We start from the raw sequence: 23,723 nt of genomic DNA, 5'->3' as shown, positions 1-23,723 counted from the left end.
AAAAAAACTACGCTAAGAGCATGCAAGATTTTATACAGTTTTTCGGCTAATCCAGTAACAAATGGGAACCCTGAAACCCACGCCGGGATAGGAATGTATAAAAAAATGAATAGAGCCATAGAAATAGAAAAAGGCGGATTCTTTGTGAGAGTAGGGATCCGCCTTTTTCTTGCTACTGATAATAGGACGTTATGTTAACCGAGCATGTATATGGTATACATTGTTTCTTGTTCAATTAACTGGCAGTTTAGTTATATAAGTAATTGGATATTTATGGTAAGATGAAGGTGAATGAGAGAAGAATTTATGGAGGTTACTCTATGGACTACAATCTTTTTAGAACTTTACCAGAAATACCAAATCCTAAGTACATTTTATTTAGTGATTTTGATGAAACATACTTTCCTCACCAATTAACCGCGGAACGAAAAAGTCAAATACAAACATTAGAACAGACTATCGTAGAAAAAAGTAGGGTTTCTGGTTTACTTTTTGGCTTGGTAACGGGTAGTAACATTGAGGCTGTTCTTGAAAAAATGAAGAGGGGTGGATTTCAGTATCTTCCTCATTTTATTGCAAGTGATTTGGGAACAGAAATTCATTATTTCAACAAGTTAAAACAAGGTGAAATTGATAAAGAATGGCTTAGCAGGTTTGATAATGGCAATTACCATCCCGATAAAATAAAAGAGATAGTTGATTTGTTAGCTTCTAAAAATATTGCTTTAGATAGCCAATCACAGATGGGTGCATCAAAATACAAAAACAATTACTACTATTTCTGCAAGAATGAAAGGGACGATCAATTAAACCTTAACCATATTAGACAAGTTGCTAGTGATTTTAAAATTAGTATAAACATCAATCAATGTAATCCTTTGGCTGGAGACCCAAAGAATGCATATGATATTGATTTTATCCCTTTAGGGACTGGAAAAGACGAGATTGTGAGATATATATTAGCAAAATTTAAGATAGACCGACAAAATGCAATTGCCTTCGGTGATAGTGGTAATGACTTAAAAATGTTACAGGCTGTAAAATTCGGTTATTTACTTGAGAACGCTACAAGTGAGGCAAAAAATGGACATGGACGTTTAACCATAGGTTCTTATTCAGAAGGGATACTTAACACCATTAAAGAACTAGTTGTGTAGTAATGATTGGAACCATTTTTTTGTAAGTTTTTAAATTAAATGGCCTTTGTTTGTGAAACAAACGGGTGCTAATATTAAATAAACAAGATACATTGACTTCCGAGAACGAAAATTATGTAAATAGGAAACCCTTTTATCAAGTAAACTGAAGGGGTTTTTCTAGATGCATTGAATACCGATAAGTGGTGTTATGTAAACTTTATGTGTACAAATATAAACATTGTATTCGAAGTTCCATTCGCTGATGTTAAAGAAATAAAGAATGGAAGTGTTCCCATATATTATCGTATTACTGATAGGGCGGGTAATACTAGTGGTCCTAAAGAATATAAAAACAAGGCAAGCTTCGTGCTTGCCCTTTTCTATTTTCCCCTAAACTCATGTGGCGTATATTGATACCCTCGATCACTATGAATCTTGTGATAAAATCAACAATTTGAAAGTAAACTAAGGGCTAAAAGTTTACTTTCGGTTTTTGTTTGAATTTTGAAATTGTAATTTAAACCCAAAGTGGCCCCTCATTCCCTGAATCGTTTCCGTACCCCAAATTGGGCTTAACTGTATGATTCTATTGTGGTTTTCATAGGCGTTTTCCCTATACTTATATTTGGAAGGTTCATATGTTGTGGTGTAGGTATTTAGAAAAGTTGTTTTTTCTATAAGGTAGGTGAGAACTATGAGCAAATTTAAAAAGAATAGATGTATACCGTTTCAATGTTGTTTCCCTTTACCCGAAATTGGTCCAACAGGAATAACAGGAGCAACAGGAGCAACAGGACCAGCAGGGACGGGGGCACCAGGAGCGACGGGACCATCAGGTGGTCCACCAGGTCCGACGGGTCCAACAGGAGCAACGGGACCATTAGGTGGTCCACCAGGTCCAACGGGAGTAACGGGTCCGACAGGAGACATAGGTCCAACGGGACCATCAGGTGGTCCACCAGGTCCGACGGGTCCAACAGGGGCAACGGGACCATCAGGTGGTCCACCAGGTCCGACGGGTCCAACAGGAGCAACGGGACCATTAGGTGGTCCACCAGGTCCAACGGGAGCAACAGGTCCGACAGGAGACATAGGTCCAACGGGAGTAACGGGTCCGACAGGAGACATAGGTCCAACGGGAGTAACGGGTCCGACAGGAGACATAGGTCCAACGGGAGCAACAGGTCTGACAGGAGACATAGGTCCAACGGGAGCGACAGGTCTGACAGGAGACATAGGTCCAACGGGAGCGACAGGTCTGACAGGAGACATAGGTCCAACGGGAGCAACAGGTTCGACAGGAGACATAGGTCCAACGGGAGCGACAGGTCTGACAGGAGACATAGGTCCAACGGGAGCAACAGGCTCGACAGGAGGAGTATTAGATTTTGCGGATTTTTATGCGTTGATGCCCCCTGATAATGCTGCAACAGTTGCAGTCGGTGGAGACGTAGATTTTCCAAGAGACGGACCTTTTAGTGGGGCGGGGATTGCACGTACTGGTGCTGATACATTTAATTTGTCTGCAATCGGTAGTTATCAGGTCTTGTTTCAGGTGAGTGTGACCGAAGCGGGTCAACTAGTTTTAACTCTTAATTCCGGAGCAGGAGCTGTTGAATTAGCTTATACGGTAGTTGGTCGAGCAACTGGTACTTCTCAGATAGTAGGAATGGCCCTTGTGCAAACATCAGTCATCAATTCAATACTTACTGTACGAAATCCTGCTAGCGAATCCACAGCACTAACCATTACTCCTCTGGCTGGAGGAACAGAGTCTGTTTCAGCACATCTTGTTATTACGCGACTTAGATAAAAGCGAAAAATAGAATTGCGTAGGTTGTAGGCTATAACTATGAAGTTAAGGGAAATGTTATAGAAGTCCCTTTAAATCTTTTGAGGGAATTTTTATAGGTTTTTAGATATAATGATTTCTTTTAAAGAAAACTATGTAAAAAAGCTAGCATAAATCTAGTTTTTTTAGATGTTCTAATCTCTTTATTTTTCATATTTTGAATGTAAACTAATGATAAAAAGTTTACATTAGAACTTACAATTGAAATTCAACATACAATGCTATGAACATTTACAATATAACCTTGGTCGGTTAATAAGAAAAAAAGAACATGTAGAATTTACTACATGTTCTTTTTGAGGTGATTAATTTTTAAATATTCCGTATCTTCTAGACTTTTCTTAGTGTATAGTTGTGTCCTTCTGTTTCTTTTCCCTCTGTAGTTAAATAAAAAAGATTGATCATATAAAACAAAGTTTGATTATTTAAAATAAAGATCGATTAAAAATCCTGTGTTAATATGCAGGATTTCTTCTTGTTCCACAAACGGGCCAGATTGTTGAAGAAAACCCGTTTATGCTATAAACTACATGGAATACTAATCATAAAATACTTTAAAAAGTGGGGATATCAATGGTTGTAAAGAATAAAGGGGATTTTAATGGCTTAAAAGTAATTGGTGAAATCTGTGGGGCGATTCGAGATGAATTAGTCCATAGTACGAAACCTGGAATTACCACAAAAGAACTCGATGAAATTGCGAGAGAGATGTTTGAAAAAGCAGGAGCTCAATCTGCCCCAAAAGGAGAATACAATTTTCCTGGATATACGTGCATTAGCATAAATAAAGAAGTAGCGCACGGGATTCCGAAGAGGACACGAACCATTCAAGAAGGGGACCTAGTAAATATTGATGTTTCAGGTTCAAAAAACGGGTATTTCGCAGATACCGGAATTTCCTTTGTAGTAGGGGAAGGAGAGCAAACTTTACAGAAAATATGTGACGTAGCTAAAGAAGCATTCTATGCTGGACTTAAGAAGGCAAAGCCAGGTTCAAAAAAAAGCGCGCTCGGAAAAGCTGCACACAATGTAGCGAAACAGCATGGCTTAACAGTCATAAAAAATCTTACTGGACATGGTGTTGGGCGCTCGATTCATGAAGAACCAAAACATATTTTCAATTACTTTGCCCCATGGGATGACGAAATTTTAAAAGATGGTATGGTAATTGCCTTTGAGCCTATGATCTCTACATTTGAAGAGGAAGTTTTCCAATCCGAAGATGGATGGACCTTCCTAACCGATGAAAGCTTTGTGGCTCAATACGAACATACGGTTATTCTTACCAAGGAAGGACCGATTATTACTACATTGTAAGAGCACTAACACCACAATCGGGTGCTTCAGCGTTGAAGAAGGGTAGTTAAAATAATCAAACTTTCTTATAAAAATTTTAGAACCTGTCTAGAATCTTTTTAGTAAAATCGCCACACCTGCCAATAAGTAACTCTGTCTACTATTTTCAAGTGTTCGTTCACAGTTCTTCCACAGTCTGCGGTAATTTTCCAACCAAGCAAAAGTTCGTTCCACAATCCAGCGTTTCGGTAACACAACAAACTTGTGAAGTTCAGAGCGTTTAATGACTTCAACCGAACAATCAATCGTTTCTTTTATCGATTGTGCAAATGATGGGCCCGTGTATCCACCATCACAAAGTATATTTGTCACTTTGTCCAATGCTTTCTTATGCTTTTCACACATTTGGATGGCACCCTCTCGGTCTGTTATATTCGCAGTTGTTACCTGAATCGCATGAATGAGACCGTTGGTATCTACAGCGATATGTCGTTTGATTCCTGACACTTTCTTTCCGGCATCGTAGCCTTTTTCACCAGCCGTCCATGTGTTTTTCACGCTTTGTGCATCTACGATGCAGAAACTCGTCTGCTTCTTCCGCCCATCTTGCTCACGATATGTTTCGACCAATTTTTTTATGCACTTTTTCGAGAAGACTTGTATCATTCTCGTCTACTTTCCGCCAAATTTGATAGTAGGCATACACGGTTTTCCAGTTTGGAAAGTCACTTGGCAGATTACGCCATTGGCAGCCTGTTGTGAGCAGGTACAGTACACCGCAGAATACTTCGTACAAATCGACTGTGCGGGAGCGCGTCCTTTTCCGTGCGTTTTCTAAATCCTCTCGAATCAGTTCAAACTGTTCACGGGATATATTACTTGTATAATTGTGTATCATAGGAATCATCCTTTTTACATAGATTATACCCCAGATTTTAGACAGGTTCTTATATTTACTCAAGGCTTGGAAATCCGACTGTAAAATTATTTGAAGAACGTATGGCTGTGTTAGAAGGAGGAGAAGAAGCACTTGCCTTCGGGTCTGGTATGGCAGCTATTTCAGCAACTTTAATTGGTTTTTTAAAGGCTGGAGATCATATTATTTGTTCAAATGGATTATATGGGTGCACGTACGGCTTTTTAGAAGTGTTAGAAGAAAAATTTATGATTACGCATTCGTTTTGTGATATGGAAACAGAGACTGATATTGAAAAGAAAATTCGTCCGAATACAAAGCTCATTTTCGTTGAAACGCCAATTAATCCAACGATGAAATTAATTGATTTAAAACAAGTTATCGGGGTTGCGAAGCGAAATGGCCTACTCGTCATTGTTGATAATACGTTTTGTTCACCTTATTTACAAAGACCGCTTGAGCTTGGTTGTGACGCTGTTGTGCATAGTGCGACAAAATATATTGGTGGCCATGGTGATGTTGTAGCGGGTGTAACAATTTGTAAAACGAAAGTGTTAGCTGAAAAATTCGTCCGATGCGAAAAGATATCGGCGGTATTATGGCGCCGTTTGATGCGTGGTTATTATTACGCGGATTAAAGACGTTAGCAGCAAGAATGGATCGTCATTGTGATAATGCAGAAAAAATTGTATCGTTCCTAAAAAATCATGATGTAGTAGAAGGGGTTTGGTACCCAGAAGGGGAGTTAGCATCTCGCCAAATGAAACGGGGCGGTGGCGTTATTTCTTTTTCTGTCAAAGGCGGGAAAGAGGAAACACAAGCGTTTATCAATGACCTTCACTTTATTACGATCGCGGTAAGTTTAGGTGATACAGAAACGTTAATTCAGCATCCAGCAACAATGACGCATGCTGCGATTCCGGCAGAACTAAGAAAAGAAATGGGTATTTTCGATAATTTAATACGTTTATCTGTCGGTTTAGAATCGTGGGAGGATATCGTTTCTGATCTAGAGCAAGCGTTAAAGAAAATATCTACTGTTAGTAATCAATAAAAAAGAGTGAGCTATCGGTTTCGTACATTACGTACTTAATCGATAACTCACTCTTTTTCTTATATATGTTTTAACAGTGTTTCCACAAACTTTTCTAAATAGTGCTGATCTACTTCATCGAAACGATTTTTTTCAGGACTATCAATGTCAAGTACACCAATGACATGTCCGTCTTTTATAATCGGTACAACGATTTCCGAATTAGAGGCACTATCGCAAGCGACATGTCCTGGGAATTGGTGAACGTCCGCTACAAGTTGCGTTGTTTTCGTTTCAGCTGCTACGCCGCAAACACCGCGTCCGAATGGAATACGTACGCAAGCTGGCATTCCTTGGAATGGCCCAAGAACAAGCTGATTTCCTTCTGTTACATAAAAGCCAACCCAATTAACGCGATCTAAAAATTGGTTTAATAATGCGGACGCATTTGATAAGTTTGCGACTACGTTTAATTCGCCAGTTAATAATGCATCCAGTTGTTTAATTACTGTCTCATACTGCTTTTCACGAGAACCTGCATAACTTTCTTTTGTAAACATGGAAACAACTCCCTTTTTATCGAGATGTGTAAAATATTAGAAAAATACGATGTATTTCACATGATTTTGTCGATAGAAGATTAAAGGAATTTGTCTTAAAAGTCAAGAAATTTAAACTATAGCTGTTCAGTGAGAGGAAGTGAGCGCATAAAGCAGACGAGTTTCTGCATCGTAGATGCACAAAGCGTGAAAAACACATGGACGGCTGGTGAAAAAGGCTACGATGCCGGAAAGAAAGTGTCAGGAATCAAACGACATATCGCTGTAGATACCAACGGTCTCATTCATGCGATTCAGGTAACAACTGCGAATATAACAGACCGAGAGGGTGCCATCCAAATGTGTGAAAAGCATAAGAAAGCATTGGACAAAGTGACAAATATACTTTGTGATGGTGGATACACGGGCCCATCATTTGCACAATCGATAAAAGAAACGATTGATTGTTCGGTTGAAGTCATTAAACGCTCTGAACTTCACAAGTTTGTTGTGTTACCGAAACGCTGGATTGTGGAACGAACTTTTGCTTGGTTGGAAAATTACCGCAGACTGTGGAAGAACTGTGAACGAACACTTGAAAATAGTAGACAGAGTTACTTATTGGCAGGTGTGGCGATTTTACTAAAAAGATTCTAGACAGGTTCTTATACGAGATTTTTAAAGGTAACTCCATTTTGATCAATCTTTGTTCAAAATGGAGTTTTTATATTTGCTGAAAATAAGGGGTCACGGTGAGCTATTTTAATCAAACTTTATTTTAAAGCTATACCCTCATTTCAACAGCAAAGTTCATAATCTCTTCCTGTGTTAATTTTTCTTCTTTAATATCACCGAAAATGCCCGAACCAACATATTTCATATCATCCCACTTGCAGAACGGTTCTTCACCTTTTAAAACCATTTCTGTATACCCTTCCCATTTGCCATTAATGTTTGCCATATTGAATCGCCCTTCGTCTTGTAAAATTTTTAGTGCAAACATCTTATCTGAGTAATAAAAGTCGTAAGGAGTATCCTTATTAAAATAACGTTGAAAATCGATTTCATCTTCTCGTTCTGGAATATCTCTCTTTTCTGTTTCAACTTTTATATAAGAAGAAAGCGGAAAGTCCTCCAATTCATCTTCATATATATGCTCTAAAACCCAATAGTTACTATCTGAATCTCCAGGGGAGTATATAAACCATTCGTCTCTATCTGTTTTAAACACATATTCCGTGTTTGAATGAGTTTTTTTTCGATATGTTTCAACTATATATTTATCGGAAAACCAATCTGTCTGATCGTAAGAAATATCGGATAAGATTATGTCATTATCTCCATTTATAATGAAGAATTCTTCATTACCCTTTTCTTTACAAGAGTAACACTCGAATACTTGAAACTCCTCGTATGTCCTTAAACCCTCCTCTGCTAAGGCACCTCTAATTTCATCTTGAACTTCTTGAGGTATCTCTTCTAAACGCAACAAACCATTTAAATCGCGCATTCGTACTCCATTAGGTTCTTCAGCAACTTGAATGCCATATGGCTTTAGAATTTGGGTTACCCTATCTACTAGCGGTCAATCAATATGAAACATATATTCATAAATACTTGAATCAAAATCATTTATAGGAGTTAATAATTCTCTAGTTTCAAAATTGTCACTAATGAGCCATTTTTGAGGATAAGAAAAGTCCCCTTTTTTAATAAATATCGATGCGGCATTGTACACATATTTTTTTAAACTTTCATTCGAAAAGATCAGATACCTTGTATTTTCATCAGTTTCGTATTCAAATATTCTTCTTCCCTCTAATAATATTTTCATATATACACCTCTATAAGATTGATAGTGTAGCAGCTATTATGTAGAACATAGATTGTTAATAATATTATAGGCGTCACGTCACAAAAAGTAAAAACTGTACCTTTTGATACAACGAAATAAGCCTAAAGAAATAAAAATTCTAATGTCCTTTATGCCAAGAGAGAGTAATAATAGGTAAAACGAACTATTTATGTGAACGTTATAAAAAAGGTTGTGATTTCATTATTTCAGGTACGATACTTGAAAAAAGAATCACAACAAGCTAGATTAAGAAATTATTAGAAAAGAATATGACAGATATAATCCAAGGATTTAAATCGAAAAAAACGGGGAAATCGTTTGGTGCAAAATTAACATATGACTCTGCACAGAAGAGAATAACCTTTGTATATGAGAAGAAGAAATAATATTATAAAATCCTAAATTTCATATATAAAATTAATAAGAATTATGATATGATGAAAGTAACAAAATACTTCTAAATCTACCTGCAAAAGGACACACCTACGCATACATATGCCATAGGTGTGTCCTTTTTTCGTTGTCTATAAATTCCTAAAAAAAGAGAGGGGGAAGGTATATTGTGTACGAGTGAAATACCAACTACAAATGTATCTTTTGAGAATGTGGAGAGTCAGAAGCGTAATAAGGGGAATGAAATATCAGCATGTCCCAAATGTAAAAAGCAATCATTCAGGGCTACGTTTAACGAACATCCAAAGTGGGTTCGATTTTGCTTGTGTTGTGATTATAAAGAAGTGAATCCAGCAAATAGTCCATTTGTATATTAAGTAGAGTGATACTAATAGGAAAGGATACTACGGTATGAAACCATGGATTAAGATTGCTTGTATAACATCATTAGTCTTTCAAATTACAGCATGTAGCAGTTCAACACAAACAAATGATTCAAAACCTGCCCAAACGGCCCAGGAAGCAATCCAGCAGAATGTAGAAGGAAAGAGTAATGTTGATATTCCGGAAGCATACAGGGACAAATTAAAAAGATTAGAAACGGGTAAAGGAAAAGTAATACATGTAAAAGACGGAGATACAGTAGATGTAAAAGTAAACGGGAAGAAGCAGACGGTAAGGTTACTATTATTAGACACCCCTGAATCTGTTTCTCGAAAGATTCCGCCACAAAAGATGGGTAAAGAAGCATCTTCTTTTCTAAAGAAACAAATAAAAGGAAAAGATGTAACCCTGGTATATGATCATGGACAAAAAGAAGACAAGTATGGCAGAAAATTAGCGTACATATTTTGCGAGGGAATACATGTAAATGAATTAATGGTCAAATTAGGATACGGGATTGTAGCTTATATTACTAAACCGAACACTACACTGCTTCCACAAATGTTAGATGCAGAAAAGAAAGCAAAATCAACTAAAAGTGGAGTGTGGAGTATCAAAGGCTTTGTGGATGAAAAGAAACATCATTATAACCGAAATGATGCCGCTTAACGCATATCACTCAAGCATAGTAAGAATACTAATGCTTTGAGATTAAAATAAGGAGGTTTTTAAGTGTGAAAGAGAATAAAAGAAACATGATCTTATCGTTTGTTATTTCGATTGTCTTTATATTTTCGAGCATGATGCCTTTCAGTAATAATGAATACATCTATGTTATTTCAAAAATTGGAGCTGCAGCTGGTGTAATAAACATTGTGATGATGAGTGTTTTTCTTACGATTAGTCAAATGTTTTTTAGAGTTATAATTGATTAAATGCCAGAGATTTTAAGCCAATTAGAATGCAAGCCAAATACCCCTAATATGTGTCCATTTTTTACTAGGGGGAAGATATGGTACGATGGATGAAACTATGGTTTTAGGCGGCTAACCGATAATCATAGTGCATATTATGTGTAATGAGATAGAAGAGAAGCTTCAATAATTTATTTACACATGCAATGGACGCAACTTTATGACACTTGTTATAAGGTTGCGTTTTTAATTTATCGTAATACTCAACAATATGATTTTGTCCGTAACGTCGTTGTTTAATCATGTTCTGGATGATGAGGAAAAGGAGCTTCCGCAAATGTTTATTTCCACGTTTATTGATTTTATCTTTAAAAAAGGTTTTACCTGATTGAAAACGGCGTATATCAATACCAGCAAATGCATTGAGTTGCTTGTTATTGTTAAAACGAGTAATATCTCCTATTTCAGCCATCAAGCGTACGGCAGTATTCGGTCCAATCCCAGGGAGACTGCGAATGATATCGTATTCTGCGCGTTGCTCAGCTACATACACCATCTTGCTAATACAGCTTTCTTTTTGGTGAAGAAGCTCTTGATAGCGCCTTGCGTATAATTTGAGCTGGTCACACAGAACATCGTTCTGAGAAACAGCAGGATAGCAAATTTTCGCTATTTCAAGTATCTGAATCGCTTTTTTCTCCGCCGTAATATTTGATATTTTTTTATTGGTATTGGCACGAATACGATTTTTTATAATGGTTTTAGAAAGACCTAAAACACAATCTGGGTGGGGAAATAGTTGAACAAAATTTAAAAACAAATCAGATTTACTAGTAAATATTCTTTCCAATTCTGGAAATGTTAATTGGATTACTTTATGCATACGGCCGCGAATTATTGATAATTCATCATCCAGTTCACTATATAATCTAGAAAGAGATTTTAACTGATAGAATAAATTATCAGTTCCGGTAGATACCCTTCGGGTAACTGTAAAATGAGTGAGAGCTAATCGGTGTGCGTCGCTTCGGTCTGTCTTATGAATCCGCAAGGAATCACATTGTATTTTGGCTTCTAATGGGTTTAATAAACAATATGTATACTGGTTATTTTGCATAAATCGTTCTAGCTGTCTGGAATAGATCCCTGTTGCTTCGAACACAATTTCAGGTGATTCACCGGTTTCATCTGTAAGCTTATGTATCTTTTCTTGTAGCTTTTTAAAATCAGGCTTAGAATGCTTGATTTCACTTTCGAATACGCATTGTTTTTGTGCATTATAAATTACCATATAACTTTTACCCATACTGACATCAAATGCAATAACGTGTTTCATATAGCGCCTCCTCAGGTGGAATTGAAGTCTTCAACTTACACTTATCGATTCTCATTTCTTATACACGATCTCGAAGACCAACATACTAAAAACTGATTCAAATAAGGTAAGTGAAGAAGGTCAGTTTTGTATACGGATTCAGGATCCCAAAACACCCACGACCTCCTCTTCACTTCTACTATATAAAAAATAGTAGTGCGAACCAATGCCTTGGTCTGCACTACTAATCTTAGTATGTTTTGTATGTTCAAAGCAAAAAAATGAGATATTCATTGAATTAAACTGTAAGAGAGAAAGTTTTCCTTACTCACATTAAAAAGAGAGTGGTAAGGAAAACCGTGAAGGAGATGGAATAGATGAGTCAGGTAGCGGGATTCTTGAAATTCGTTTTAGCGAAAGAAAAACGATACGTATATTTGGCTGTATCAGAAAAGAGAAACAAACGTGTAAACACGCACATTTTTTATAAATTTGGTCAAATGGAAAAAGCATTGGAAAGTATGTACGAAATGCGGGATGATTTCGAGAATAAGTTCCCGATAGAACTAAAAGAAAAAGGATATGACTGGGAAGATATCAACGATTGGATACTTTCCATTGAGACAGGATTCTCAAAGCATGGAAATAAGCTAATCACATACGGACGCTAAGTAGAGCAGAACATTAAATGAGGTGAATGAAGAATGGCGTTAATTCGAAAGTATCATATTGCAATTGCTTGGACGATAGCTACTAGTGCAATGTTAATTAGTTTGTTTTTCAGTGAATGGATGAAGCTGCCGCCATGTGATTTGTGCTGGTACCAAAGAATGGCCATGTATCCATTAGTATTAATATTGGGTATAGGCATGTATAGAAAAGATCCATACGTAAGTACATATGCATTTCCATTTGCATGTTTTGGCTTATTAATAGCCGTTTATCAAATAACGATTCAGGCTTTTCCTGTTAGTGAGATGAAGATTTGTTCAGTAGGAGTTTCTTGTACAGAAGATTACTTAAATTTATTCGGTTTCATCTCGATACCTATGCTATCTTTTATTGGATTTTTAGCTATTATTATACTTTTATACCTTAGAGACGAAAGATAGAAGAGGGAAACCGATAAAACACCTTGTATATAAATAGACATGAACATATATAACGTCAGTTAATTCGAAAAAAATAAGAATGGAATATAGAAAAGGAGAAATTAAAAATGACAACATTACAAAACCAAAAAGAAATGAACCAAATTTCAGAGGCAGACGTAGAATTATTAAAAATCATGGCACATCCAGTTAGACTACAAATTGTGAAGGAATTGAATCACCGTAAAATCTGTAATGTAACACAATTAACAGATTTACTAAAGATACCACAATCTACGGTTTCTCAGCATCTATCAAAAATGAGAGGAAAGATCCTACGTTCGGAAAGAAGAGGATTAGAGATGTACTATCATATTGAAAATTTTAAAGCTTGTCAGATTGTCGGTGTACTAGGGTTATAGATTGCATGCCGTAGATAAGAAGGAAATAATCAAACCTTTTTATAAAAGAGTGAACCAACTGAAAATATTAAGAGTGCTTATCAAGGTTATTAGCATCGAATCAATTAAAATTTATTTTAAAGCTACAGTATTAAATCTAAAGGCGTTATAATAAAATCGCTCCCTTTAATATTAAAAGGAGCGATTTTATTATTTATATTTATAAAACTTAAGAACCACATAATAATATCTAACTGTCACCAATCAGCTCATAAGATATTGGTATTCAGAGATTTCAAGAAATGCATCAAATTCTTGTTTTTTCAAGGGCGTTCGAATTGAACCGCGTTTACTGCTATTTACCAGTGTAGCTTTCACTGGCAGATCTGAATCGTAAGATGTATCTTTTGAAGTGACTGCGTCTGATTTGTGTATGAATTTCACTTGGATATAATAGATAGGAGAATGTCACATGAATAAAAAATTCAAGGTAAGACGAAAGCAAGATACAAAAGGGTGTGTCCAAACGTGGGGGAATTTGTCTGAATTTAAGGTGATTTTGGTTTTAAAATGAAGATGATTTATTAGTATTAATGGAATATAATTGAAATAAAAGCACAGACTATGGTCTGTGCTAAAAATCTAAGCACACGTTTTGTGTGAAGTAATCAGGACATAATTTTATTCAAGTCAATACATAAAATTTTCGATATGAGAATGAATAAGTGGCAAGTTTTATGTTTTAAAAATTTATTTTTATAATAATTACATCTTAGATAAAAACGGTAGAGAGAATGTATAGGAAAGGAGGTGATTATATTGATATGGCAAATAGTCATGTATTTTTTCTTCCCAGTAACTTTGTTAGCGACATTTATTCTAACTACTAAATTACCTCAAAGACCTAGCATTAAATTCATACCAGCAATTGTCTCACTATTATTTGCAGTATTCTCTTATTCTATGTTTTTGTACAATAACGGAATGGGAGAATTTATGATAGCTCTGTTATCAGGATGTATAGCTCTAGCAAATCTTCTTCTAGTAATATTTGTAAAGTTATTCGCAAGGTTTTTAAGTAGTTAAAACTAGTATTTTAGATATTAGAAGAAGTAGAGCATTATGCTCTACTTCTTTTTTAATTACGGCAATATTTAACGCTGATCCAAGCTAAGATTGCATTTGCCATTGTATATTTACCTTTGTAAGGGCGCACACAATCGCCGAATACTCTATCGCATGAACACTTGTCAAATCCGTACATATCATAGCAGCGGTCATGAGCACGGCAGCATGAATCTACAGGATTAATTGGCGTTCCTCCACCAGTGCTACCTCCATCACCGCAGCTTTTACCACAATGATTATAACCTGCTAAACATCCATCCATCAGATCTTTAGTGTTTAAATTTTCTATGGATTCTCCTGGAGCGTAGTTAGGATCATTGTAAGGAACAGTGCCGTCTAGCATTTCAAATTGTCCGACATCTTCAACTGTTGAAACCGTAACAGTGGGCTCTTGAGATAATTCCAGCGCTTTATTAAGCGTAATTTGTTTTACAGATACTTCTGTTTTATAATCTGCACTGAAATCGTAATTGATATGTGTGTCCCCGACTTTGTTATATGCTACAATGCTTAATTGTACATTTTTTTCTTTATTCTGTAGTAAAATGCTTTTAACTACATTTACAGTAGGTGGCTCCACTTCTAGTATATCGAACATATAACCAAACTTGATTTCTAATTTCTCGACATCAATTTGTTGACGGAGTGACACTTCAGAAATGAAAGTCTGAAAGTCTTGTTGTTCAACTGCTTGTTTTAATGTTTCTTGCACCTCATTTTGTGTCATGTAACGACCGTTTGTAATATTATACATATTATCTTCCTCCTATGAACTAATTTGTGATTCTCTTATATAAGAGGGATTGGTAATTGAAAGTTCAAAAAGATAATTAAATTTTATTAGAAAATTAAAGTTTAAATCTATGCTAGTGAGGGGGCTTTTAAAATTAATAGTAATTGAGTTTGAAAAGTGAAAAGAATAAAAAACCCCCATGCTATTTATAGCGTGGGGTGGTTATTTTATAAAAACATGAGAAATAATTTCGACACTTTATTATTGCTTTTCTATAAAATCAAAAAAAGTGGGTGCGGACATCTCTTGTAAGAATGGAATCTTTTCGTAAATTTTTATTTTTAGTTCTTGCTCTAAATTTTCTCGTTCTTGTATAGAAGTATTTTGTAAACTTCTCTTTATTTTTGGCGAGAACATTATAATTATTTCTTCAAAATTGACTGTAGTCACATCCCTCATTGTTATCTCACTCCAATTTAAAATTCATTGCTTGCTTCAATTTTTTAATCGCGCTTTTGTGATTATATGAAATAGTTTGTTCGGATTCACCTAGTAATTGAGCAATTTCTCTATTTGTGTACGCTTCTATGTAAAACAGATTTAATATTTTAATCTGTTTTTCGGATAACTTTTTAAATTCGATATATAATTCTTCATTACTTAAATGCTCCCTTAAATCACCTTCTACTTCTATAATATTATTATATATTGTGTCTTCATTTTCTGATGTTAATACATCATACCTTGATGCTTGATTACCATGGTTATCTTCGATTGGAGTATCTAGGTTTAATATATTTCTGCTGTTATTAAGATTAATTTTTTTATCAAAATCGATAGAATAAAAATGTATTAGCTTACTTACATAATTAATAATTTTCACTCGTTTGTAATGTGATTTGAAAGCATTGTCTAAAAGTTGTCTATTTTTATCTGTAGGATTAATGATTGCGTTTTCAAATAGACCATAATATTCCGTTTCTTGTAAAAACATACGTACTATAGGTTCGTTCATCTTTTTTTTTATGTTTTTTTATATAGGACTTAACTTTCTCACTTGACATAAAATACCCTCCTTGTTATTGAAAGAGAAAATATAACCAGAAAAATCAAAAAAAAGAAAAAATTTACGAAAAGAACGAACGTAAGTTCTATTCAATATTATCATATTTTCAATTAGCGGAAAATCAGATAGTTTTCTTCTATATAATTCCATATTAGCATGTTGATAATTAATAAAAATCTAAATATTAAAAATTTAATATAGGTGAGCTATTAGTTTTTTTATAATAGAATTTGATTTTTGATTGCCTATTTTCTCTTTTAAAAATGAATACCAATTAAGGGGGATTATTATGAATAAGCAAATTACGTTATACGGGCATGATGGCTGCAGTTTTTGTATGAAAGCTAAAAAGTGGTTTAAAGAACATAGGATAGAGTATATTAATAAAAATATTATGGAAGACAAGGTAAGAGAAGAGTTTGAAGCTTATAATGCTGATGGAATCCCATTATTTATTATTAAAGACATCGAAAAACAGACAGAAGAAAAAATAATTGGTTTTACAGATACTAAGTTGATTAGTGCTCTAAGTAGATAATACTTTTGGCTAAAGGAAGTGAAAAAATAGTTTTTAAAAAAATTTGAATTGATCTTATCCTCGTCAAATAGACAGTAAAAAGAAGTCATTTATTAAGCAGCCTTAGTTCCAATTTCAACGGAATTAAAGCTGCTTTAAAATGGATTCTAAATTACCAGTATTAAACTTCAGTTTTATAAAATATTGTAATCATTTTCTGACATGAAGCTTGACGTTTGTCGAACGTTAAATATATGGCGATGATAGTTATTAAAAAGAGATTCTAGTTGTCAAATTAGTGTATTAGTAGTGGTTTTATTATAAAGATTTTTTAATTTCCTTTTTATAGATGCTCTTTATAACATAAGCCAATCCTTGGAGGGGGAGAAATGATTGTTATTAAAGAAAGTCCAGTAATTGTAAATGAGATTTCAAGTGAGACAAATGTTAAATCTTATGGAATTGATTTAATTAGAGCAAAAGAAGTTTGGAATCCTAGTAATAGGGGGGAAGGTATTGTAATTGCTGTTATAGATACCGGATGTGATGTAACACACCCTTATTTAAAGGATAACATTATTGGTGGATATAACTTTACCAAAGATGATTACGGTGATCCAAGTATTTTTGAGGATTATCGTGGTCATGGTACACATGTGTCGGGAATTATTGCAGCTAAAGAAAATGGGAGTACTATTGTAGGTGTTGCTCCAAAAAGTAAATTACTAATATTAAAGACGATTGATGGACATGGTAAGGGCAGTTATAGCAATGTAATAAAAGCAATAGAATATGCAATGAGTTGGAAAGGAACGAATGGTGAAAAAGTGGCGATTATTAACATGTCATTAGGTGGTATTGTACATCGAGAAGAACTATATCTGGTTATAAAAAAAGCTAGAGATATTGGAATATTGATTGTTGTAGCAGCTGGTAATGAAGGGGATGGGAATCCGGAATCTATAGAGATTTCTTATCCAGGATTTTACAAGGAAGTTATTCAAGTAGGGGCCGTAGATCGGTATAAAAAAATAACACCGTATTCAAATACAAATATAAACTTAGATTTTGTTGCTCCTGGAAGTGAAATAACTTCGACATTTTTTGGGGGGGGATTTGCAAAACTTACTGGTACATCTATGGCTGCTCCCTTTGTATCAGGAGCACTTGCGCTTGCCTTAAACATGATTTCTTCTCAAATGAATAACAAAATAGTTTCATCTCACTTGGCACACTTTTACTTAATAAAACATGCAGAAAAATTAGGCTTTTCATATCTTGAAGAAGGTAATGGTCTAATACAACTTTTATAGAATGGGGGATTAGCAACATGGAACCTACTCATTTGGAGCCTTGGTTTTCGGCTATTGGTAATTTTGGCTTCCCTGTAGTATTAGCTGTTTATTTGCTGATTAGATTTGAAAAAAAACTTGAAAGATTAACAGAAGCTATCGAGACATTAAAAGATGCAATTCGTTCAAAGTAATTTTGAGTTATTTTAATGGAATTAGAATTTTTTTAATAGGAGTGTGAGATATATTAATAGGAGGGACATACTTGATGGATATTGAAAAAGAACTCAAAAGATACAACGATTTAAAAAAAGATTTAATGATTGTTGCTAAATATATAGATTGTTGTCAAGCAGATGATATTTGTTTTTATCAGGATTTAGCAATGGTTTATACAAATAAACTACAAAGTTTTCATAATTTTATTGAAAAAGAGTACGGTATTAGCATTTACTGTAAACCCCAAAAGAGCTAATCAAGGAGTAACAAGTATTGAATTTATATAGAAATGAGTTGTATTTTGATAATTTAAATTAGGAGTTCTCTTTTATTTATTAAAAGAGAACGCGTGGCGGCATAGCCAAGTGGTAAGGCAAAGGTCTGCAAAACCTTTAGCATCGGTTCGAATCCGATTGTCGCCTTCAAATAGAGTGAAATATCCAATAGGATAGACGAAAAGTGCGGCTAGATTCTGAATACAACTCTTATTTAGAAAAAGAAAACTAGAAAACTAGAAAACTAGAAAACTAGAAAACTAGAAAACTAGAAAACTAGAAAACTAGAAAACTAGTTTTCTTTTTCAATATATTCAAAGAAACCAGGCGCTTCTTTAGTGGCTTCATCTTCAATTTTTTTCAGTTCTTCTTTTAATAGTTCCTCTATCGTTTTTTTACACTCATTATCATTATTAAACATATTCATCACCCTTTATTTTATGTAAAAATGAATGATCATTGTAAACCTGTAAGAATAGTTTTCAGTTTTATACTGAAAATATCTAAATTTATTTAAGGAAAATTAAAATTAGTTTTTAATATTCTAAATTGTATTTCACTTTTATAAATATGAAGGATACAAAAATTAATTCATTTATTATTTTTTCTCAGATGTGGGGATTAGAAGGATAAGCATCAGTTTTTATTAAATCAATTTATTTATAAGGAAGGAGTTGCAAATTATGAAGAAAGAAAACACTGAAATTAAAGAAATGGAACATCCAAATCCAGGTGGTGCGGACTTGTGTGGTTCAACTAGATACTGTACTACACGGGAGACTTGTTGTTTAAAAAGTAAGTATTGTCAAGCTTGTAAGAATATTGGATATCTAGGCTATGAATGTGTTACTGTTTGCTAACAAAAAATAAAATTATATTTAATTAGACTTTAATATAATCTTTACAGTCTTGTTATCCTTCGTAAATGCATGGATAAAATGTGTATTCTTCAAAAGGTTCAAAGGCTATTTGCTTTTGAATCTTTTTTATAACTTATGACAGTAATATTCAATTTTAATTCTAAAAATTCCTTTATATATAAGTATGTTATATTAAAATGAATATAGAAAGTAGATGTTTGTTTGCTTTTTTCTTTAATCTTTTTGTGAAATCTCTATTAATTATGGGAGAAATTTCAGATATTTTTACAGGAATTCCATGGATGTATGGAACAATACATTTAAGTGATAAAAGTAACGTATTTCACACTTATTTTAAAGAAATGGTGGATGAAGAAAGTACATTTGACTTTGAAAGTATATATACAGAATTCCTAAATGATGAAAACTGGTCTATATTTGATGAAAATGAGGGTAAGTTGATATTCCAGCTATACATATTGAAGATGAAACAATAGCATGACGTTGGAGAGGAATGTGATTTTAATTTTATACTGAGTTTGACTATCTAAAAACAACTATAAGTGTGGGAGTGCAATTTGTGGTAAGTATTAATAAAAATAGTAAGCGGATTAATTTGTACCCTTTGTAAAGGACATTTTGAAAAACAGTTAGGCAACATTAAGAAGATAATTTCTGTATCCTGATATGATCCCCTTATAGTAGACAGTTGAAAGAAAGTTCCTTTACTGTTTATTATGGAGGGGATTTTTTATGAGGAAAATCAGAAGAACTTTTTCAATCGATTTTAAAATGAAAGCTATTGAATTGTACTTACATAGAGGAATTGGAAGTGAATTAATTGGAAAGGAATTGGGGGTTATATATTAAGTTATAGAAATAGTGGCATATACAAGATGAAATAATCTAAAAAAGGGAAGAAATTTTTCTTCCCTTTTCATAATGCTATAGCTATTCTAGATTAATTAAATTAAAATCTTAACCACCATGATTTCCGTGTGCGTATTGAACAACATCAATAGCTTTCTGTGTTTCTGTAGGGGATTGGGCACCAAACATTAAAGTAAAAATAGTAATTACACCAACTAAACCGAAAAATGTTTTTTTCATTTCAATGCCTCCTTCTCAAAAGCTTTTTTTCCTGCTTGAGAACTCGAATAAAAATAATGACTTGCTTTAACATGGTTATTTTCTTTATAGAATGCAGTAGCAAGATTTTCTTCGTATTCCTTAATGTATTCAAAAAGTTCTTGCTCTTTAAAATATAATACGCCTTCTAGCACTGTTCTTTCAAGCGCCTCGGCAGGAAAATTTGCATTCATTGCTTCTAAGATTTTGAAGTGGTGAAGATACTCTTTATTATCAACCCCTTCGCATATGGAATACCCTTTTGCTATGAGATCTTTTGCAACGGAATGATTACCTTCCTTCATATGCTCTCTTGCCTCAATAAAAAGAGCCTTATAATTGTTAGGCATTTTTTGATTAACCTCTGAAAGATATCTAATAGCTAATGGCGAAAGATTTTGAGTAGCATACATTAATCCTAAATTTTGACGCACCATTAAAATGAATTGCTCTTCGTTTATCTTTTGGAACATATCCATAGCTTTCGTGAAATATTCTTCGGCTAGTTCCCATTCTCTCAAATGAGTGCAAGCTAAGCCTATAAGATTATCACAAAAAGCTACATTAATCTCATAGCCTGTATGTTGAGCGAAAATTTCTCTAGCCTCTGTAACTTTTTTATAAGATAGGAGTCCTTGATATATATCATAATGAAAAGCTCCGACTTTATAATAAAATTCAGCTTTTTCTAATTCATCAGGAATGTAGTCTAAAAGTGTTTCAGCTTTTTCATAACTTTCTTTTGCTATTTTATATTCACCAATAGTAGAGGCATGAATTCCTTTAAAAAAGTGATAATAATAGGCTAAGAAATTATCTGTAGGCATATCAAAAGCCTCAACTTTGTCAAAACTGCTTTTTGAAACACTTAAATTATCAATTACAAATTGATATCTAAAATCTAAAAGCGAGTAGTAAAGCAATAAGTTTTGATCTTCTTCAATGTTATGAATCTTAGAATCAATTATTTCTTTCAATCGATGAGCATTACCTATACGTCTTGAGCGGATTTCAATATACCACTCATTTAAAAGTTTTGTAATTTCTTTGTTCCCCTTTGCTAAAACATTCATTAGCTATTCCTCCATCCTATAGAAGTATCCTAATCCTATTTATTACCATCATAACAAAATAGCAGCATTATTTGAGTGATTTCGATTTATTTCTCAATAAAATTCAGAAAAAACAGTTATTTTACATCTATTTTCTTTATATTAACACTTTAATCTGTAATAATTCACGCAAACGTGATAAGGTTAATTTAATTAATTCACGTTTGCGTGAAAGGAGAGTGTTTAGAGATGAAAGCACAACGAATTTTTGAGGGTACTAGTGAAGATGGAGTATGGAATAAGGCTATATTTAAGGTGAAAGAAGGCATCTATTATTATGTATCTGAGAATAGTACGATTGAGGTAACTGGCCATGAATTTCTAGATGTAAGTACATTAGAAGAAGTACATCAGGGAGATGATCATAATTTGTTTGCTGTAAAAGGGGATGAAAGGGACATTTTAGAGCAGTTAGAGATGGACAGTTTTGATTATGAAAATGTCGAATGGGATACCCTTAATCTGTTGAATAATGAAATTCTAAGTAGTACGGATGCAATAGAAGAATGGGGAATTAATGCATCAACATTACGTAAAAGAATTAATGATTTTCCAAAAGGTTCAATTCGTAAAATTGGAACGACGTATGCTGTTACCCGATTTGGGATGCGCTGCGTCTTCGGTTCAAATAAACAATGAGTAAAATACTATAGGGGGTGAGGACATCAATGAAGAATCATATTAGGAGTTCTAAAGGACAATTACTGCAAACGAATAAGAAAATGGTCACACCTAAAGCAAAAACAGCGTGAAACCATATCAAATTGGCTGAGAGAGGCCTATATAGAGAAGATTAATGTTCATAACCGTAGATTGAAACCGAGAGAACATGAGGATGTTTTAGAAAGAGTAATGAGTAAAATCTATGATCGTGAAATTTGGATTCCGGATTACGAAGTCGAAAAGTATTACAAAGGAAAAATAAATAAATGGTATAACAAACACATTTCATTAAATCTAAAAAATGATAATGGAGGAATAATGTGAAATTATACTAGGGGGTGATTAAATCTTTTAAAAACTAAATTAGTTGTATAATAAAAGTAAGAATACGCCCATAGTCCCATTAGTTGAAACAATTGAAAAAATCCCAATGATTATTTTACAGTTTTTTCACCAAAACCATTAAAGAAACGAAAATAACATATAAAAAAAGAGGTGTTTTTATGGTATCAGTTACTCAGAGGATTTCTAAAATTAAACAGCCCAGAGGTGGATATGTTAAACCTAAAGATTTTAATGTTATAGAATTAAATGATGGTATTGTTTTGTATGAAGAAGAGAATATACATAGTGCTTTAACTGGACTTGCCGTTGATTATCTTACTCGTTTTACTATGGGAACTTCCTTAGAAAAAGCTTTTAAAATTTCTCTTATAGGTGCATCAAGGGTTAATGAGGACGATTATGCAGAAGAATTATTAAGCGGAATTAATGGTCTTGATGATAATTCGATAGAAAATGCGTGCAAATTGGTAGGATTTGATACTGCTCTTAGAGCTGGTATTGCAAGTTATAAGCCAGTACATACCATTCAGCCAGATTTAGCTACTATTTCTAATATAAGAAACATGGTAAAGCGTAGTATGACCTTTAACGATAATTTTGGACCGATTGTAAAAGATGGTTTCACTTTTGAAGGGGGGTATACCCAGCTTATATCAAGTGGAGATGGTGATTTTTTAACTGAAACGACTTTATGGGATTTTAAAGTTTCAAAGAAAGATCCGACTAATAAAAACACTTTACAGCTGCTTATATATTATTTAATGGGTGTTCATTCTATTCATTCTGAATTTGAACAAATTGAAAAGCTAGGGATATTTAATCCTCGACTAAATAAAGTTTATTTATTAGCGATAAGTGCGATATCTAATGAAATTATCAATGATGTTAAAACTACTGTTATAGGATATTGACGAATTATTCTTGAGAGATTGTAGATTCGAAATGAAGCTCTGTTGTTACTTGATTTGAGATGTGCTACGTCTTCGGTTCGAATAGACAATAAGTAGAAATACGATATATGGTAGGGAAAACAATGAAGAATTAGACCATAAGTTCTAACGGATATCTCATCAAAATAAGTCACAAATACTTTAATTTATTATAAATGTACTAGGGAATCAGAAACAAGGGTTACGTGACTTCTCTAATGACTTATAAATTAAAATTATATACAAGAAGTCACTATCTAAACGTCTTTTTAAGTTGTTATATTCAAGGTTGATTAATGCAAAAGATATATATTCACATAATACAAAA

Annotated in this window: 25 protein-coding genes, 1 tRNA gene and 6 pseudogenes; 22 read left to right on the top strand and 10 right to left on the bottom strand. The window is 33.8% G+C overall.

Annotation, left to right across the window (positions count from 1 at the left end):
• Nucleotides 1–320 precede the first annotated feature (320 nt).
• From MKX77_RS27360 to map, 3 genes are all read left to right on the top strand, one after another.
• A complete protein-coding gene (locus MKX77_RS27360; RefSeq protein WP_341308335.1) occupies nt 321–1,157 on the top strand; it encodes an HAD-IIB family hydrolase in 837 nt (278 codons plus the stop codon).
• A 676-nt stretch (nt 1,158–1,833) separates the two neighbouring features.
• The gene (locus MKX77_RS27355) at nt 1,834–2,952 is read left to right on the top strand and encodes a collagen-like protein (RefSeq protein ID WP_341308334.1); all 1,119 of its coding nucleotides are present in this window, start codon (nt 1,834–1,836) and stop codon (nt 2,950–2,952) included.
• A gap of 612 nt (nt 2,953–3,564) precedes the next feature.
• A complete protein-coding gene (gene map, locus MKX77_RS27350; RefSeq protein WP_341308333.1) occupies nt 3,565–4,308 on the top strand; it encodes a type I methionyl aminopeptidase in 744 nt (247 codons plus the stop codon).
• Between the two features lie 87 nt (nt 4,309–4,395).
• Here the strand turns inward: map and MKX77_RS27345 are convergent.
• Nucleotides 4,396–5,185, bottom strand: a protein-coding gene (locus tag MKX77_RS27345) for an IS5 family transposase (RefSeq protein WP_445819125.1) whose coding sequence is annotated in 2 segments (ribosomal slippage) — nt 4,396–4,926 and nt 4,928–5,185 — 789 coding nt in all. Because the reading frame shifts where the segments join, the coding sequence is not laid out codon by codon here.
• A 47-nt stretch (nt 5,186–5,232) separates the two neighbouring features.
• On the opposite strand from MKX77_RS27345, the pseudogene megL reads away from it, so the two are divergent.
• A pseudogene (gene megL, locus MKX77_RS27340) lies at nt 5,233–6,257 on the top strand (methionine gamma-lyase); the annotation flags it as partial.
• Nucleotides 6,258–6,316: 59 nt separating this feature from the next.
• On the opposite strand, the gene MKX77_RS27335 reads toward megL, so the two are convergent.
• Nucleotides 6,317–6,796 (bottom strand): GAF domain-containing protein, encoded by a 480-nt coding sequence (locus tag MKX77_RS27335; RefSeq protein WP_341308331.1) that lies wholly within the window; start codon nt 6,794–6,796, stop codon nt 6,317–6,319.
• A 144-nt stretch (nt 6,797–6,940) separates the two neighbouring features.
• On the opposite strand from MKX77_RS27335, the pseudogene MKX77_RS27330 reads away from it, so the two are divergent.
• Nucleotides 6,941–7,432 (top strand): annotated as a pseudogene (locus MKX77_RS27330) (IS5 family transposase); the annotation flags it as partial.
• Nucleotides 7,433–7,559: 127 nt separating this feature from the next.
• Here MKX77_RS27330 and MKX77_RS27325 read toward each other — a convergent pair.
• Nucleotides 7,560–8,285, bottom strand: coding sequence for a hypothetical protein (locus MKX77_RS27325; protein WP_341308330.1), 726 nt, complete (start codon nt 8,283–8,285; stop codon nt 7,560–7,562).
• A gap of 75 nt (nt 8,286–8,360) precedes the next feature.
• The gene (locus tag MKX77_RS27320) at nt 8,361–8,609 is read right to left on the bottom strand and encodes a hypothetical protein (protein WP_341308329.1); all 249 of its coding nucleotides are present in this window, start codon (nt 8,607–8,609) and stop codon (nt 8,361–8,363) included.
• Nucleotides 8,610–8,752: 143 nt separating this feature from the next.
• Here MKX77_RS27320 and MKX77_RS27315 point away from each other — a divergent pair.
• The 3 genes and pseudogenes from MKX77_RS27315 to MKX77_RS27305 all read left to right on the top strand — a co-directional run.
• A pseudogene (locus MKX77_RS27315) lies at nt 8,753–9,016 on the top strand (topoisomerase C-terminal repeat-containing protein); the annotation flags it as partial.
• Between the two features lie 418 nt (nt 9,017–9,434).
• Nucleotides 9,435–10,076, top strand: coding sequence for a thermonuclease family protein (locus MKX77_RS27310; RefSeq protein ID WP_341308328.1), 642 nt, complete (start codon nt 9,435–9,437; stop codon nt 10,074–10,076).
• Between the two features lie 65 nt (nt 10,077–10,141).
• Nucleotides 10,142–10,342: a hypothetical protein gene (locus MKX77_RS27305; RefSeq protein ID WP_341308327.1), complete on the top strand. Its 201-nt coding sequence runs from the start codon at nt 10,142–10,144 to the stop codon at nt 10,340–10,342.
• A gap of 103 nt (nt 10,343–10,445) precedes the next feature.
• Here the strand turns inward: MKX77_RS27305 and MKX77_RS27300 are convergent, their stop codons facing one another.
• Nucleotides 10,446–11,657 carry an IS110 family transposase gene (locus MKX77_RS27300; protein ID WP_002203979.1) on the bottom strand — a complete coding sequence of 404 codons (1,212 nt, stop codon included), beginning with the start codon at nt 11,655–11,657 and terminating at the stop codon, nt 10,446–10,448.
• 356 nt (nt 11,658–12,013) lie between these two features.
• Between MKX77_RS27300 and MKX77_RS27295 the strand changes: the two genes are divergently transcribed.
• The 3 genes from MKX77_RS27295 to MKX77_RS27285 all read left to right on the top strand — a co-directional run bounded on the left by MKX77_RS27295 (nt 12,014) and on the right by MKX77_RS27285 (nt 13,149).
• On the top strand, nt 12,014–12,307 hold the full coding sequence (locus MKX77_RS27295) for a hypothetical protein (RefSeq protein ID WP_002139809.1): 294 nt from the start codon (nt 12,014–12,016) through the stop codon (nt 12,305–12,307).
• 33 nt (nt 12,308–12,340) lie between these two features.
• Complete coding sequence (locus MKX77_RS27290) at nt 12,341–12,748, top strand: disulfide bond formation protein B (RefSeq protein WP_341308326.1); 408 nt, start codon at nt 12,341–12,343, stop codon at nt 12,746–12,748.
• Between the two features lie 107 nt (nt 12,749–12,855).
• Entirely contained in the window at nt 12,856–13,149 is a 294-nt protein-coding gene (locus MKX77_RS27285; RefSeq protein ID WP_137057966.1) for an ArsR/SmtB family transcription factor, read from the top strand.
• A gap of 1,117 nt (nt 13,150–14,266) precedes the next feature.
• Here the strand turns inward: MKX77_RS27285 and MKX77_RS27280 are convergent.
• Together MKX77_RS27280 and MKX77_RS27275 are read right to left on the bottom strand one after the other, a co-directional pair.
• Nucleotides 14,267–15,010, bottom strand: a complete 744-nt coding sequence (locus MKX77_RS27280; protein ID WP_341308325.1) for a hypothetical protein — start codon at nt 15,008–15,010, stop codon at nt 14,267–14,269.
• A gap of 445 nt (nt 15,011–15,455) precedes the next feature.
• The gene (locus tag MKX77_RS27275; protein WP_341308324.1) at nt 15,456–16,004 is read right to left on the bottom strand and encodes a sigma-70 family RNA polymerase sigma factor; all 549 of its coding nucleotides are present in this window, start codon (nt 16,002–16,004) and stop codon (nt 15,456–15,458) included.
• A gap of 340 nt (nt 16,005–16,344) precedes the next feature.
• Here MKX77_RS27275 and MKX77_RS27270 point away from each other — a divergent pair, with 340 nt between their 5' ends.
• The 5 genes from MKX77_RS27270 (at nt 16,345) to MKX77_RS27250 (ending at nt 18,505) form a co-directional block, all read left to right on the top strand.
• Nucleotides 16,345–16,593 (top strand): glutaredoxin family protein, encoded by a 249-nt coding sequence (locus tag MKX77_RS27270; protein WP_341308323.1) that lies wholly within the window; start codon nt 16,345–16,347, stop codon nt 16,591–16,593.
• Nucleotides 16,594–16,961: 368 nt separating this feature from the next.
• Nucleotides 16,962–17,885, top strand: a complete 924-nt coding sequence (locus tag MKX77_RS27265) for a S8 family peptidase (RefSeq protein WP_341308322.1) — start codon at nt 16,962–16,964, stop codon at nt 17,883–17,885.
• A gap of 17 nt (nt 17,886–17,902) precedes the next feature.
• Nucleotides 17,903–18,058, top strand: a complete 156-nt coding sequence (locus MKX77_RS27260) for a YvrJ family protein (RefSeq protein WP_341308321.1) — start codon at nt 17,903–17,905, stop codon at nt 18,056–18,058.
• A gap of 74 nt (nt 18,059–18,132) precedes the next feature.
• Nucleotides 18,133–18,339, top strand: a complete 207-nt coding sequence (locus tag MKX77_RS27255; protein WP_341308320.1) for a hypothetical protein — start codon at nt 18,133–18,135, stop codon at nt 18,337–18,339.
• Between the two features lie 95 nt (nt 18,340–18,434).
• Nucleotides 18,435–18,505, top strand: a tRNA-Cys gene (locus tag MKX77_RS27250).
• 145 nt (nt 18,506–18,650) lie between these two features.
• Here MKX77_RS27250 and MKX77_RS27245 read toward each other — a convergent pair.
• The gene (locus MKX77_RS27245) at nt 18,651–18,779 is read right to left on the bottom strand and encodes a hypothetical protein (RefSeq protein WP_341308319.1); all 129 of its coding nucleotides are present in this window, start codon (nt 18,777–18,779) and stop codon (nt 18,651–18,653) included.
• Between the two features lie 262 nt (nt 18,780–19,041).
• Here MKX77_RS27245 and MKX77_RS27240 point away from each other — a divergent pair, with 262 nt between their 5' ends.
• The 3 genes and pseudogenes from MKX77_RS27240 to MKX77_RS27230 form a co-directional block, all read left to right on the top strand.
• Nucleotides 19,042–19,218, top strand: a complete 177-nt coding sequence (locus MKX77_RS27240; RefSeq protein WP_341308318.1) for a hypothetical protein — start codon at nt 19,042–19,044, stop codon at nt 19,216–19,218.
• 263 nt (nt 19,219–19,481) lie between these two features.
• Nucleotides 19,482–19,720 (top strand): annotated as a pseudogene (locus tag MKX77_RS27235) (hypothetical protein).
• Between the two features lie 251 nt (nt 19,721–19,971).
• Nucleotides 19,972–20,085: pseudogene (locus MKX77_RS27230) on the top strand (helix-turn-helix domain-containing protein); the annotation flags it as partial.
• 111 nt (nt 20,086–20,196) lie between these two features.
• Here the strand turns inward: MKX77_RS27230 and MKX77_RS27225 are convergent.
• Together MKX77_RS27225 and MKX77_RS27220 are read right to left on the bottom strand one after the other, a co-directional pair.
• Nucleotides 20,197–20,328: a Phr family secreted Rap phosphatase inhibitor gene (locus MKX77_RS27225; RefSeq protein ID WP_157404937.1), complete on the bottom strand. Its 132-nt coding sequence runs from the start codon at nt 20,326–20,328 to the stop codon at nt 20,197–20,199.
• Nucleotides 20,325–21,419, bottom strand: a complete 1,095-nt coding sequence (locus MKX77_RS27220) for a Rap family tetratricopeptide repeat protein (RefSeq protein WP_341308317.1) — start codon at nt 21,417–21,419, stop codon at nt 20,325–20,327. The genes MKX77_RS27225 and MKX77_RS27220 overlap by 4 nt, the downstream gene beginning before the upstream one ends.
• Nucleotides 21,420–21,647: 228 nt before the next feature.
• Here MKX77_RS27220 and MKX77_RS27215 point away from each other — a divergent pair, with 228 nt between their 5' ends.
• The 3 genes and pseudogenes from MKX77_RS27215 (at nt 21,648) to MKX77_RS27205 (ending at nt 23,377) form a co-directional block, all read left to right on the top strand.
• Nucleotides 21,648–22,097, top strand: a complete 450-nt coding sequence (locus MKX77_RS27215) for a helix-turn-helix domain-containing protein (protein WP_341308316.1) — start codon at nt 21,648–21,650, stop codon at nt 22,095–22,097.
• A 29-nt stretch (nt 22,098–22,126) separates the two neighbouring features.
• Nucleotides 22,127–22,445, top strand: a pseudogene (locus tag MKX77_RS27210) (transposase).
• Nucleotides 22,446–22,624: 179 nt separating this feature from the next.
• Nucleotides 22,625–23,377, top strand: coding sequence for a hypothetical protein (locus tag MKX77_RS27205; RefSeq protein ID WP_341308315.1), 753 nt, complete (start codon nt 22,625–22,627; stop codon nt 23,375–23,377).
• Nucleotides 23,378–23,723: the final 346 nt, after the last annotated feature.

It is taken from the genome of Bacillus sp. FSL R9-9410 (assembly GCF_038050385.1).
GTDB classification, from domain to species: Bacteria; Bacillota; Bacilli; order Bacillales; family Bacillaceae_G; genus Bacillus_A; species Bacillus_A cereus_U.
Note: the sequence above shows the minus strand (reverse complement) of the source record. Positions and strands in the feature narration are given on the sequence as shown.

Coding starts and splice junctions, on each gene's coding strand:
- MKX77_RS27360 (WP_341308335.1), top strand. CDS start 321: ATGGACTACAATCTTTTTAGAACTTTACCAGAAATACCAAATCCTAAG.
- MKX77_RS27355 (WP_341308334.1), top strand. CDS start 1,834: ATGAGCAAATTTAAAAAGAATAGATGTATACCGTTTCAATGTTGTTTC.
- map (WP_341308333.1), top strand. CDS start 3,565: ATGGTTGTAAAGAATAAAGGGGATTTTAATGGCTTAAAAGTAATTGGT.
- MKX77_RS27335 (WP_341308331.1), bottom strand. CDS start 6,796: ATGTTTACAAAAGAAAGTTATGCAGGTTCTCGTGAAAAGCAGTATGAG.
- MKX77_RS27325 (WP_341308330.1), bottom strand. CDS start 8,285: ATGCGCGATTTAAATGGTTTGTTGCGTTTAGAAGAGATACCTCAAGAA.
- MKX77_RS27320 (WP_341308329.1), bottom strand. CDS start 8,609: ATGAAAATATTATTAGAGGGAAGAAGAATATTTGAATACGAAACTGAT.
- MKX77_RS27310 (WP_341308328.1), top strand. CDS start 9,435: ATGAAACCATGGATTAAGATTGCTTGTATAACATCATTAGTCTTTCAA.
- MKX77_RS27300 (WP_002203979.1), bottom strand. CDS start 11,657: ATGAAACACGTTATTGCATTTGATGTCAGTATGGGTAAAAGTTATATG.
- MKX77_RS27295 (WP_002139809.1), top strand. CDS start 12,014: ATGAGTCAGGTAGCGGGATTCTTGAAATTCGTTTTAGCGAAAGAAAAA.
- MKX77_RS27290 (WP_341308326.1), top strand. CDS start 12,341: ATGGCGTTAATTCGAAAGTATCATATTGCAATTGCTTGGACGATAGCT.
- MKX77_RS27285 (WP_137057966.1), top strand. CDS start 12,856: ATGACAACATTACAAAACCAAAAAGAAATGAACCAAATTTCAGAGGCA.
- MKX77_RS27280 (WP_341308325.1), bottom strand. CDS start 15,010: ATGTATAATATTACAAACGGTCGTTACATGACACAAAATGAGGTGCAA.
- MKX77_RS27275 (WP_341308324.1), bottom strand. CDS start 16,004: ATGAACGAACCTATAGTACGTATGTTTTTACAAGAAACGGAATATTAT.
- MKX77_RS27270 (WP_341308323.1), top strand. CDS start 16,345: ATGAATAAGCAAATTACGTTATACGGGCATGATGGCTGCAGTTTTTGT.
- MKX77_RS27265 (WP_341308322.1), top strand. CDS start 16,962: ATGATTGTTATTAAAGAAAGTCCAGTAATTGTAAATGAGATTTCAAGT.
- MKX77_RS27260 (WP_341308321.1), top strand. CDS start 17,903: ATGGAACCTACTCATTTGGAGCCTTGGTTTTCGGCTATTGGTAATTTT.
- MKX77_RS27255 (WP_341308320.1), top strand. CDS start 18,133: ATGGATATTGAAAAAGAACTCAAAAGATACAACGATTTAAAAAAAGAT.
- MKX77_RS27245 (WP_341308319.1), bottom strand. CDS start 18,779: ATGTTTAATAATGATAATGAGTGTAAAAAAACGATAGAGGAACTATTA.
- MKX77_RS27240 (WP_341308318.1), top strand. CDS start 19,042: ATGAAGAAAGAAAACACTGAAATTAAAGAAATGGAACATCCAAATCCA.
- MKX77_RS27225 (WP_157404937.1), bottom strand. CDS start 20,328: ATGAAAAAAACATTTTTCGGTTTAGTTGGTGTAATTACTATTTTTACT.
- MKX77_RS27220 (WP_341308317.1), bottom strand. CDS start 21,419: ATGAATGTTTTAGCAAAGGGGAACAAAGAAATTACAAAACTTTTAAAT.
- MKX77_RS27215 (WP_341308316.1), top strand. CDS start 21,648: ATGAAAGCACAACGAATTTTTGAGGGTACTAGTGAAGATGGAGTATGG.
- MKX77_RS27205 (WP_341308315.1), top strand. CDS start 22,625: ATGGTATCAGTTACTCAGAGGATTTCTAAAATTAAACAGCCCAGAGGT.